Origin of the sequence: Xanthomonas sp. PPL134 (genome assembly GCF_040595915.1) — a bacterium.
Taxonomy (GTDB): domain Bacteria; phylum Pseudomonadota; class Gammaproteobacteria; order Xanthomonadales; family Xanthomonadaceae; genus Xanthomonas_A; species Xanthomonas_A indica.
The window spans coordinates 40,408-49,635 of sequence record NZ_JAMDLL010000020.1; the positions used below are offsets into that span (position 1 = coordinate 40,408).

The 9,228-nt window shown below is 69.2% G+C and carries 7 protein-coding genes; 2 read left to right on the forward strand and 5 right to left on the reverse strand.

Features of this window, described 5'->3' with window-relative positions; translation table 11 throughout:
• Nucleotides 1-113: 113 nt before the first annotated feature.
• Together M3U25_RS19725 and M3U25_RS19730 are read right to left on the reverse strand one after the other, a co-directional pair.
• The gene (locus tag M3U25_RS19725) at nucleotides 114-794 is read right to left on the reverse strand and encodes a hypothetical protein (RefSeq protein WP_355500438.1); all 681 of its coding nucleotides are present in this window, start codon (nucleotides 792-794) and stop codon (nucleotides 114-116) included.
• Nucleotides 795-980: 186 nt separating this feature from the next.
• Nucleotides 981-1,673, reverse strand: coding sequence for a hypothetical protein (locus tag M3U25_RS19730; RefSeq protein ID WP_355500435.1), 693 nt, complete (start codon nucleotides 1,671-1,673; stop codon nucleotides 981-983).
• Between the two features lie 363 nt (nucleotides 1,674-2,036).
• On the opposite strand from M3U25_RS19730, the gene M3U25_RS19735 reads away from it, so the two are divergent.
• Nucleotides 2,037-2,423 (forward strand): hypothetical protein, encoded by a 387-nt coding sequence (locus M3U25_RS19735; protein WP_355500432.1) that lies wholly within the window; start codon nucleotides 2,037-2,039, stop codon nucleotides 2,421-2,423.
• 66 nt (nucleotides 2,424-2,489) lie between these two features.
• On the opposite strand, the gene M3U25_RS19740 is transcribed toward M3U25_RS19735, so the two are convergent.
• From M3U25_RS19740 to M3U25_RS19750, 3 genes are all read right to left on the reverse strand, one after another.
• The gene (locus M3U25_RS19740; RefSeq protein ID WP_355500429.1) at nucleotides 2,490-4,670 is read right to left on the reverse strand and encodes a tetratricopeptide repeat protein; all 2,181 of its coding nucleotides are present in this window, start codon (nucleotides 4,668-4,670) and stop codon (nucleotides 2,490-2,492) included.
• A gap of 405 nt (nucleotides 4,671-5,075) precedes the next feature.
• On the reverse strand, nucleotides 5,076-5,894 hold the full coding sequence (locus M3U25_RS19745) for a UDP-2,3-diacylglucosamine diphosphatase (protein ID WP_355500427.1): 819 nt from the start codon (nucleotides 5,892-5,894) through the stop codon (nucleotides 5,076-5,078).
• Complete coding sequence (locus M3U25_RS19750; protein ID WP_355500424.1) at nucleotides 5,891-7,606, reverse strand: GNAT family N-acyltransferase; 1,716 nt, start codon at nucleotides 7,604-7,606, stop codon at nucleotides 5,891-5,893. The genes M3U25_RS19745 and M3U25_RS19750 overlap by 4 nt, the downstream gene beginning before the upstream one ends.
• A 206-nt stretch (nucleotides 7,607-7,812) precedes the next feature.
• Between M3U25_RS19750 and metK the strand changes: the two genes are divergently transcribed.
• Nucleotides 7,813-9,024: a methionine adenosyltransferase gene (metK, locus tag M3U25_RS19755; protein WP_010342184.1), complete on the forward strand. Its 1,212-nt coding sequence runs from the start codon at nucleotides 7,813-7,815 to the stop codon at nucleotides 9,022-9,024.
• Nucleotides 9,025-9,228: the final 204 nt, after the last annotated feature.

Here is a 9,228-nt window from a genome sequence, read left to right on the forward strand (position 1 = left end):
CGCACAGCGCATGCACCGGAACATGAAGCACCCATCGGCTTGGCTGGCCGACTGACTCAAAAAGGAAAGGCACCTCACCAGGGCGCCCTTCCCCTACTCAGGCAGCACCCGGATCAGACTCCGAAGTCTTCGAAGAACAGCGAGTACGCATCGTCGGAGGACGTAGCCGCCGTACCGGGATTTTCCGATTCGAAATAGCTCATTACGTCGACTGCGATGACGCCCAGCCACTTCCAGAATCGTCCCTTCTTCTTCGAGGTCGCGCCCTCTGCCGCAACCTCACCGCTTTCGGCCGCCTGCCTGGACCAGTAACGCGTGGAGTGCCTGGCTACGCTCAACCCTCCCAGGATCAGCGCGCCGTTCTTGGAGGTGGGATCGAGCTTTGCCATGGCGTCGCGCTCCAGGTCCTCGAACTGTACTGCCGCAGCCTCCAGGTCCTCGCCATTCTCGACGATCTGGTCGATCCGCACCACGAACGCGAATTCATCGGCACTGAACCGCTGGCGCAGTCCCGTCAGGTTTTCGGTCACCGACCGGGTCGGGTCGATCCCATCGATGATCGGCTGCTGCGTGGCGATGAACCGCTCCAGCGACATGCCGGGGTCGTAGCCGCACTTCTTGATCAGCACGGTCAACGCCTCGTCGTGCGACGGGTTCAGGTCCATCAGGCAGCCGAGGTACATGTTGTGCTGGACGCCGGCGTGGTCCATGGGGTTCTCTGCGGCCTGCACGGGGACGCCGACGGCACCACCGGCCAAGAGCACAAGGCTTGCGGCAAGGGACTTTTTGTTCATGTATAGGTTCTCTCAAGGGAAGGCTGTGGCGATGTGGTCTTGCTCAGACTCCGCGACGTAACGCCACGACGACGGTGCGCAGTGGGAGGCCGTTCTTCTCTGGGCGTTGGGAAAATCGCACCGGCAGAACGCCGCCCGGCGCCAGGACACTGTCCGGATCGGAACTGGACAGTCATCGGAATGGGATTAATCTCCCGGGGTGGGCGTTGTGGTCTCGCCAAGGACGATGTCGTAGACCGTGTTGGAGGTGGCGGCCGCGACGACGGGATTTTCGGTGAGCAGGAAGCCGGCCGCGTCCGATCCGATGACCGCCAGCCACCGCCAGAACCGTCCCTTTTTCTTCGCTGCGGTGCCACCCGCCGCGGCCTCGCCACGCTCGGCCACGACATTGGCCCAGTAGCGGTTGGAGTGCTTGGCCACGCTCAGCCCGCCGAGGATCAGCGCGCCGTTCTTCGACCTGGGATCGAGCCGCGCGATGGCCTCCCGCTCCAGTTCCTCGAACTGCACCGCAGCGGCGTCCAGGTCCTCGGCGTTCTCGACGATCTGGTCCATGCGCACGATGAACGAGAATTCATAGGCACTGAGCTGCTGGCGCAGCCCGGCCAGGTTCTCGGTCATCGGCCGGGTCGGATCGACGCCATCGACGATGGGCTGCTGCGTGGCAACGAACCGCTCGATCGGCACACCTGGAGCATAGCCACATTTCTTGACCAGCACCGCCAGGGCATCTTCAGCCGAGACATTGAGTTCCATCAGGCAGCCCAGGTACATGTTGTGCTGGATGCCGGCCTGGTCCATCGGGTTTTCGACCGCCAGCGCAGGGGCGCCGACGACACTGCCCGCCAGCAGGGCGGTTGCGACAAGGAACTTCTTCTTCATGAGGGTTCTCTCGCTCTATGGAAGGGATTGGAGATGGCTGGGGTACGTGGATCGCCCCCGGGGGATGGCCACCGCCGCATCGGCAGACGCTGCGATCCGGCGATTTCAGGCTAGGCAGCGCGTCGGCGCAGCACGAGGGCGAAGCCGGGCCGCCCGCGGAACGAACCGGGCGGGATTGGCGAGGCCGAGTGCGGCGGCAGGCCTGCACCGGGCGCGCGCTGCACCTGTGGCGCGAATGCCACCATCCTGGAAATCAATGCGTTAGGCGGATTTATTCCCGGTCTATACCCGTGGATGCGCTGGCATCCGCCGCGGCGCCGCTCGTAGGCTGCTGGTCCCTTCTCTGCGCATTGCGAGATTCCGATGCCTGCCTACCGCTCCATCTTCCACACCGCCCTCGTCGCGGTGCTGCTGACCCTTCCCCTGATCGCCCATGGCCACGACACCTTGCCGCCGGACTGGTGCCTGGAGCAGGACCAGGAACCGGAAGTCGTGGTGAAGTTCGATTTCGACGGTGAGCAACTGCGGCAGACGATGGACAAGTGCGGCGTGGTCGATAGCCACGAGCCCTACACGAATACGCTGAACACCATCGCCGCCTATTGCGAGGTGGTGGCGCCGTCGCGATCGGCCAAGCCCATCGTGCTCGGCCCGACGACGTTCCTGGCCCGCGACCACCACAGCAGCTATCGCATGGAACACGGCTTGAAGGGCGCGTGCGTGGTCTGCCCGGCCAAGCGCGGGCGCTGACGCACCGTGCAGCCGCGCGCGCTCCTCAATGCGGCCAACGATCGCCAGCAAGAATGCCGGGCGCGCTCAGCCGAGCGCGTCTCGGCGGGTGTAGGCCAGCACGGTGTCGATCCTGGACTGCAAGGCGGCGCGCGCCTCTGCCGACAGCCCCTCGCACTGCGCGAGCACGAAATAGGCCGAGCGCAGCACATCCCGCCAGCGCGGGTTGCTGGGCAATTTGGAGACCGCCAGGTAGCGCTCCATCGCTCGCGCGCGCAGGCGGCCGTCGTCGATGTTCACGCGCCAGATCCGGCTGCGCTCGGCAAGCTCCAGCCGGCCGGTCGCCGTGGCGCGCTCCCAGGTGTCGATGACCGCCAGCATCAAGTCGACCAGCGCGCGTCGGAAGGCATCGCGCAACGCAGGCGCGGCGGCCGCCTCTTGCGTATGCTCGGCCTGCGCGGTGTCCGACGCCGCACCACTGTCGCGTTCCTGCAGGGCGAGCACGACCAGGCCATCGCCGCCCTGCCAGGGCGCGAGGGTGACGGCGAGCGGCGTGCCGTGCCGCGCCACGACCTCCAGTCGCTGCGCGGCGCTGTCCTCCATCCGCTCCAGCGCCGCCTGCAAGGCCGGGCGGTCGCCCTCGGCAACGCAGGCGAACACCGCCTGCCCGACCGGTTCGGCGGCGTCCGCGCCGCCAAGCAGCAGGCGGCCGGCACGATTGGTGGCCAGCACCTGGCCTTCGGCATCGAGCAGGCACAGCGCATCCTCGCGGCTGTCGAGCAAGGTCTGCAGCAGGCTGCGATCCTCGGCCAGCGCATCGGCCTCTCGGCGATAGCGCGCGAGTTGCTCCTCATGGCGGACCTGCTGCGCGGCCTGCAGCACGCGCTCGCGCTGCCGGCGACGCTGCAGCCACAGCCAGACGCCGAGCACCGCGGCGACGCCCGACACCAGCGCCAGCCACAGCAGCAAGGTGCGCTGGCGCAGCTGGACCTGGCGCAGGCGGTTTTCGCTCTGCAGGGCGTCGATGGTGCGCTGCTTTTCGGCGGTGTCGAAGCGGACCCGCAGCCAGTCCAACTGGCGATCGTGCTGCGCGCGCACCAGTGCGGCGGCTTCCGTGTTCGCACGCCGCAGCGTGGCGATGGCCGCGCCCGTGTCGCCACTGCTTTCCTGCAGCCGTGCCAGTTCTTCCAGCAATGGCACCCGCACCGGATCGCCGCCAGCGGCCGCCGCCAGCGCCGCGCGCAAGCGTGCCGCGGCGGCGGCGGCATTGCCTTCGAGCCGGGCGGTCCGCGCCAGTTGCAGCTGCAACGCCGACGGCAACGGCAGCGCCCATGCCTCGGCCAGCGCCAGCGCACTGGAGCTCCAGCGCTGCGCCTGCGCCACGTCGCCAAGCGCCAGTGCCGCGCGGATCAGGCCATCGTGCACACGCAGTTCGTACACCCGGCGGCCCTGCGCGCGGTACACGGCCAGCGCTTCCTGCAACCAGGCCAGCGCCTGCGCCGTGTCGCCACTGTCGAGCGCCAGCTCGGCCATGGTTTCCTGCACATGCGCGGCCTCGATGGCGTCGCCCTGCGCGCGGTTGGCGGCCAGCGCTTCGCGGTAGTAGCGCATCGCGGTGGCGGGCTCGCGCAGTTCGCGGTACACGTCGGCGATATTGGTGAGCACGGACGCCGACGCCGCGCCGCGCGCGCGCTGCAGGTCCAGGCTCAGCGTCAGGTGGCGCAGGGCGCCACGGAAATCGCCGAGCCGGCGCAGCGCCGCCCCCACATTGTTCAGATCGCGCGCCTCGCCGGCGCGGTCGTGCAACGACCGGGACAGCGTGGCCGCACATTCGAAGCGCGCCAGCGCCTGCGGCAGGCGTTCGCGGCGGAAATCGAGAATGCCGCGGCGGCGGGTGAGTTCGTAGCGCAGGCGGGTATCGCCGGCATCGCCGATGTTGGCCGCGGCGCAGTCGAGCGTCTGTTCGGCAGCGTCGAGGCGGCCGCCGTCGAGCTGCTCCTTGGCACGCGCAAACAATGCCGCGACCCGCGCTTCGCCCGCCGTGTGCGGCGTCGACACGCCCGCCTGCTGCACGCACAGCAACGGATCGGGAAGCGGACGCGGCGCCGCGGGCTCCGCGCAGCCATACACCGTGTTCTGCGCGATCGAGGCCGCACTCGCCGCAAGCAGCACGCTCAGGCACACCAGGCGCAGGCATGTCCGCGGCCGCGCGCCAGGCGCCGTGACCTGCGCCTGCACGCGATCGCCGGAAACGGCGGACCAGGCCAAGCCGCACCACATCCTTATGGATCTGCGCGACCGGCCGCACGACGCCTTCCCTGGTTTCACGGTCTCCACAACTCCAGAACTGATCGGGACGCGACGGACACGCGCCGCAGCGACATGGATCAGCGCGACGCCCGGGCGCGAACGTGGGGTCCTGCCCGGGCATGCCGCACCGACGCATCGCAGTAGACCCGATGCCACGGCGGTGATGCACACCACACACCATCATCGTGGAATGGCGGTCACGCCAGGTTCTACGCTTCCGTCCAGTGCAGAGGCAGCCACGCCTCGACCGGGCCGATCGCGACCGGGACCACGGCACGGCGTGCAGGCGCGGCAGCAGTCGAACGCACCAATCTCCCAGTCAGGTGCCAGGCGGTGCAGCGCCGCCTGGCCCGATCGCCTGCTTCAGGCCGCGCGCGGCCAGGCGTTCTCCTGCACCAGGCGCAGGCGCGGCGGCAGTTCGCGCAGCACGTCGCCGCGATGCGAGAGCAGGCGCAGCGTGCCGTCGGCCTCCTCGGCGAGCGCGGTGAGGCTTTCCACCCAGTCGCCGTCGTTGGCGTAGACCAGACCATCGCGTTCGAACAGCCCGGCGCGATGGACGTGGCCGCAGATCACCCCGTCCAGGCCGCGGCGGCGCGCGTCGTCCAGGCCGGCGGCGACGAAGCGCTCGATGTAGCGCTCGGCCGCGCTGCTCTGCCGCTTCAGATAGTCGGCCAGCGACCAGTAGCGCATGCCCAGGCGGCGGCGCACGCGGTTGGTCAGCTGGTTGCCGGTGAGGATGCGGTAGTACAGCCAGTCGCCGAACTTCTCCTGCAAGCCGCCGAACTGGGTCACGCTGTCGTAGTCGTCGCCGTGCACCACCAGCAGGCGGCGTCCATCGGCGGTCGTGTGCACCGCGCGCCGTCGCACCTGCATCGCCGGCAGCGCCAGTCCGCAGAAGCGGCGGATCGGCCGGTCGTGGTTGCCGGGCACGTAGATCAGTTCGGTGCCGCCGCGGGCCAGCGCGTGCAGCGCATCGATCACGCGCTGGTGCGCCGCACTCCAGACCGCGCGGCGCTGCGCCATCCACCAGAAGTCAACGATGTCGCCGACCAGGTACAGCTGTTCGCAGCGCAGGCCGCCGAGGAAGTCGGCCAGTTCACGCGCATGGCAATGCGGCGCCCCCAGGTGCACATCGGAAACGAACACCGCGCGGCGCGGCGCCAGGCTGTTGAGCGGACTCATGCCACCACCTCTGCTTCGTTGCGGGGTCGTTCGAGGTAGCGCGCGCGCTTCTTGCTGCGGATGCGCTGCAGGTCCAGTTCGATCAGGCCGTCGACAGCATCGTTGAACGCGGGATCCACGCCGAAGGCGAGGAAGCGCGCACCGCCGGGCTCGCACAGATCGGTGTACTGCTTGTAGAGCATCGGCACCGCCGCGCCCAGCGCGTCGAGATTGCCCTTGAGCACCTTGAAGGCGGTGTCGGCATCCAGTTCGTCGAACGCCGGCGGCGCTTCCGGATACGGGAACGGCCGCGCCGAGGCGGCTTCGCCGCTGGCGTCGCCGTAGTAGCGCGCGTAGTAGGCCACGATCTGCTCGCGCGCTTCGTACGGCAGCGCGGCGCTGATCGACACCGCACCGAACAGGTAGCGCACCTGCGGATGGTCTTGTAGATAGGCGCCGATGCCCTGCCACAGGTAGTCGATGCTGCGGCTGCCCCAGTAGTCCGGCACCACGAAGCTGCGGCCCAGCTCCATCCCCGCTGCGATGCGCGGCAGCATGCCCTCGCCGTAGCGGAACAGCTCGGCGGTGTAGAAGCCGGCCAGTCCGCGTTCGGCCAGCACCGGCGCGCCGCGGGCGACCCGATACGCGCCGACCACGCGCGTGGCGGCGCCGTCCCACAGCACGATGTGCTCGTACCAAGTGTCGTAGTCGTCCAGGTCCAGGCGCCGGCCGGTGCCCTCGCCGACCGCGCGGAAGGTCAGTTCGCGCAGGCGGCCGATCTCGCGCAGCAGCGCCGAACCGGCACGCAGCCGGCCGACACGGATCTGCTTGCCATCCAGGGTGTGGCCAAGGCTGCGCAGGCCGGCCACTTCCACCGCCAGCTGCGCCGGGTCCTCGGCGGCGACCAGCGCTTCCTCGTTCGGCGCGGCCTGCCCACCGCTGCGGCCCAGCGCATACAGCTCGCTGCGCAGGCGCCGCATCAGCTCGGCTTCGGGCAGGTCCTGCGGCAGCGCGCGGGCGCGGCCCAGGCTGAGCGCGATGCGGCGCTCGCGGCGGGCGAACATCTCGCGCGCCAGCAGCGCGGTCCCGGCCGGCTTGAACAGCGCCGAGGCGCCATAGAACAGCGCCGAGTTGCGCGCATGGATACGCACCGGCAGCACCGGCGCGGCGGTACGCAGGGCAAAGCGCAGGAAGCCGCGGCGCCAGCGCCCGTCGGCGACGCCGCCCCAACCCAGCCGCGAGACCTCGCCGGCCGGGAATACGATCACACATTGCTCCTGCGCCAGCGCCTGTTCGATCGCCCGCACACTGGCCGGCGACGGCGCGCCGCCGAGGATGCGCACCGGCAGCAGCAGATCGCGCAGCCCCTCCAGCGCCCACAGGAAATCGTTGGCGACGATCTTCACGTCGCGCCGCACCTGGCCCACGCAGTCCAGCAGCGCCAGCGCATCCAGCGCACCGGAGGGGTGGTTGGCGACGATCAGCAGGCGGCCACGCGCCGGGATGCAGTCGGCCGCGGTCGGTGCGACCACGTAGCGGGCCTGCAGGAAATCCAGTCCGGCCTGGACCAGGGCGAACCCGCGCAGGTCGCGGTTGGCCTCCAGGAACGCGTCCAGCGCGTCCAGTCCGGACCATTTCTGCAGACCGCGCAGCAATGGCCGGACCAGCCGCGAGCGGCGTCCGGCAAACCAGTGCGGGTAGCGGTCCTGAAGACGGCGTTCGAGTGCGAGCACGGCAAGCCCCCTTGCTGACTGCGCACAGCTTCGGCCGCGGCGGCGACACCGATCTTGCAATCTGGCTACGGCAAGGTGACGGCCGCACCGTGGCGCGCCAACCGGTTAACCTTGGGCAACGTCGACCCCGGGCATCATGCACGCCGCCCGGCGCCCGTGTATCATTCGCCTCCATCTTTTCATCCGAATACAAGGATATAGCCGCGATGTCCAGCTATCTCTTCACCTCCGAGTCGGTCTCCGAAGGCCACCCGGACAAGATCGCCGATCAGATCTCCGATGCGGTGCTCGACGCGATCCTGACCCAGGACAAGCGCGCGCGCGTGGCCTGCGAAACGCTGGTGAAGACCGGCGTGGCGATCGTCGCCGGCGAGATCACCACCAGCGCCTGGATCGATCTGGAAGCGCTGACCCGCAAGGTGATCCTGGACATCGGCTACAACAGCTCCGACGTCGGCTTCGACGGCGAGACCTGCGGCGTGCTCAACCTGATCGGCAAGCAGTCGCCGGACATCAACCAGGGCGTGGACCGCAAGAAGCCGGAAGAACAGGGCGCTGGCGACCAGGGCCTGATGTTCGGCTACGCCACCCGCGAGACCGACAGCTTCATGCCGGCCGCCATCCACCTGTCGCACCGCCTGGTCGAACAGCAGGCCAAGGTGCGCAAGAAGAAGAACTCGCCGCTGGCGTGGCTGCGCCCGGACGCCAAGAGCCAGGTCACCCTGCGCTACGAAGACGGCGTGGCGACCGCCATCGACGCGGTGGTGCTGTCCACCCAGCACGATCCGGACATCAAGCAGAAGCACCTGGTGGAAGCCGTGCGCGAGGAGATCCTCAAGCCGGTGCTGCCGGCCAAGTGGCTGCACAAGGGCACCAAGTTCCACATCAACCCGACCGGCAAGTTCGTGATCGGCGGGCCGGTGGGCGACTGCGGCCTGACCGGGCGCAAGATCATCGTCGACACCTACGGCGGCTGGGCGCGCCACGGCGGCGGCGCGTTCTCCGGCAAGGATCCGTCCAAGGTCGACCGCTCGGCCGCCTACGCCGCGCGCTACGTCGCCAAGAACGTGGTGGCCGCGGGCCTGGCCGACCGTTGCGAAGTGCAGGTCTCCTACGCCATCGGCGTGGCCGAGCCGACCTCGATCTCGGTCACCACCTTCGGCACCGGCAAGATCGCCGACGACAAGATCGAGAAGCTGATCCGCAAGCACTTCGACCTGCGCCCGTTCGGCATCATCCAGATGCTCGACCTGATCCACCCGATGTACCAGCAGACCGCCTCGTACGGCCATTTCGGCCGAACCCCGAAGGCCTTCACCTACACCGACGGCACCGGTGCCCAGCACCAGGCCACCGCGTTCTCGTGGGAGAAGACCGACCGCGCCGAGGCGCTGCGCGCGGACGCCAAGCTGAAGTAAGCCGGCCTGCCGCGCTTGCGACGAAAAACGGGCCGCACTGCGGCCCGTTCTGCGTTTGGGGGATGGGATTTGGCTCTTGCTTGGGCTGATGGAGGCCGCGTCGATCGCATACCTGTCGCAGCAGTAGCGGGGGGGGGGGGCGGGGGGGGGGGGGGGGGGCGGGGCGCGCCCGGGGGGGCCGCGGCGCCCGGCCGCGGCCCCGCG

What these genes read in the sequence shown, in the direction of transcription:
- M3U25_RS19725 (WP_355500438.1), bottom strand. Translation starts at nt 794, where the DNA reads ATGAACAAAAAGTCCCTTGCCGCAAGCCTTGTGCTCTTGGCCGGTGGT.
- M3U25_RS19730 (WP_355500435.1), bottom strand. Translation starts at nt 1,673, where the DNA reads ATGAAGAAGAAGTTCCTTGTCGCAACCGCCCTGCTGGCGGGCAGTGTC.
- M3U25_RS19735 (WP_355500432.1), top strand. Translation starts at nt 2,037, where the DNA reads ATGCCTGCCTACCGCTCCATCTTCCACACCGCCCTCGTCGCGGTGCTG.
- M3U25_RS19745 (WP_355500427.1), bottom strand. Translation starts at nt 5,894, where the DNA reads ATGAGTCCGCTCAACAGCCTGGCGCCGCGCCGCGCGGTGTTCGTTTCC.
- metK (WP_010342184.1), top strand. Translation starts at nt 7,813, where the DNA reads ATGTCCAGCTATCTCTTCACCTCCGAGTCGGTCTCCGAAGGCCACCCG.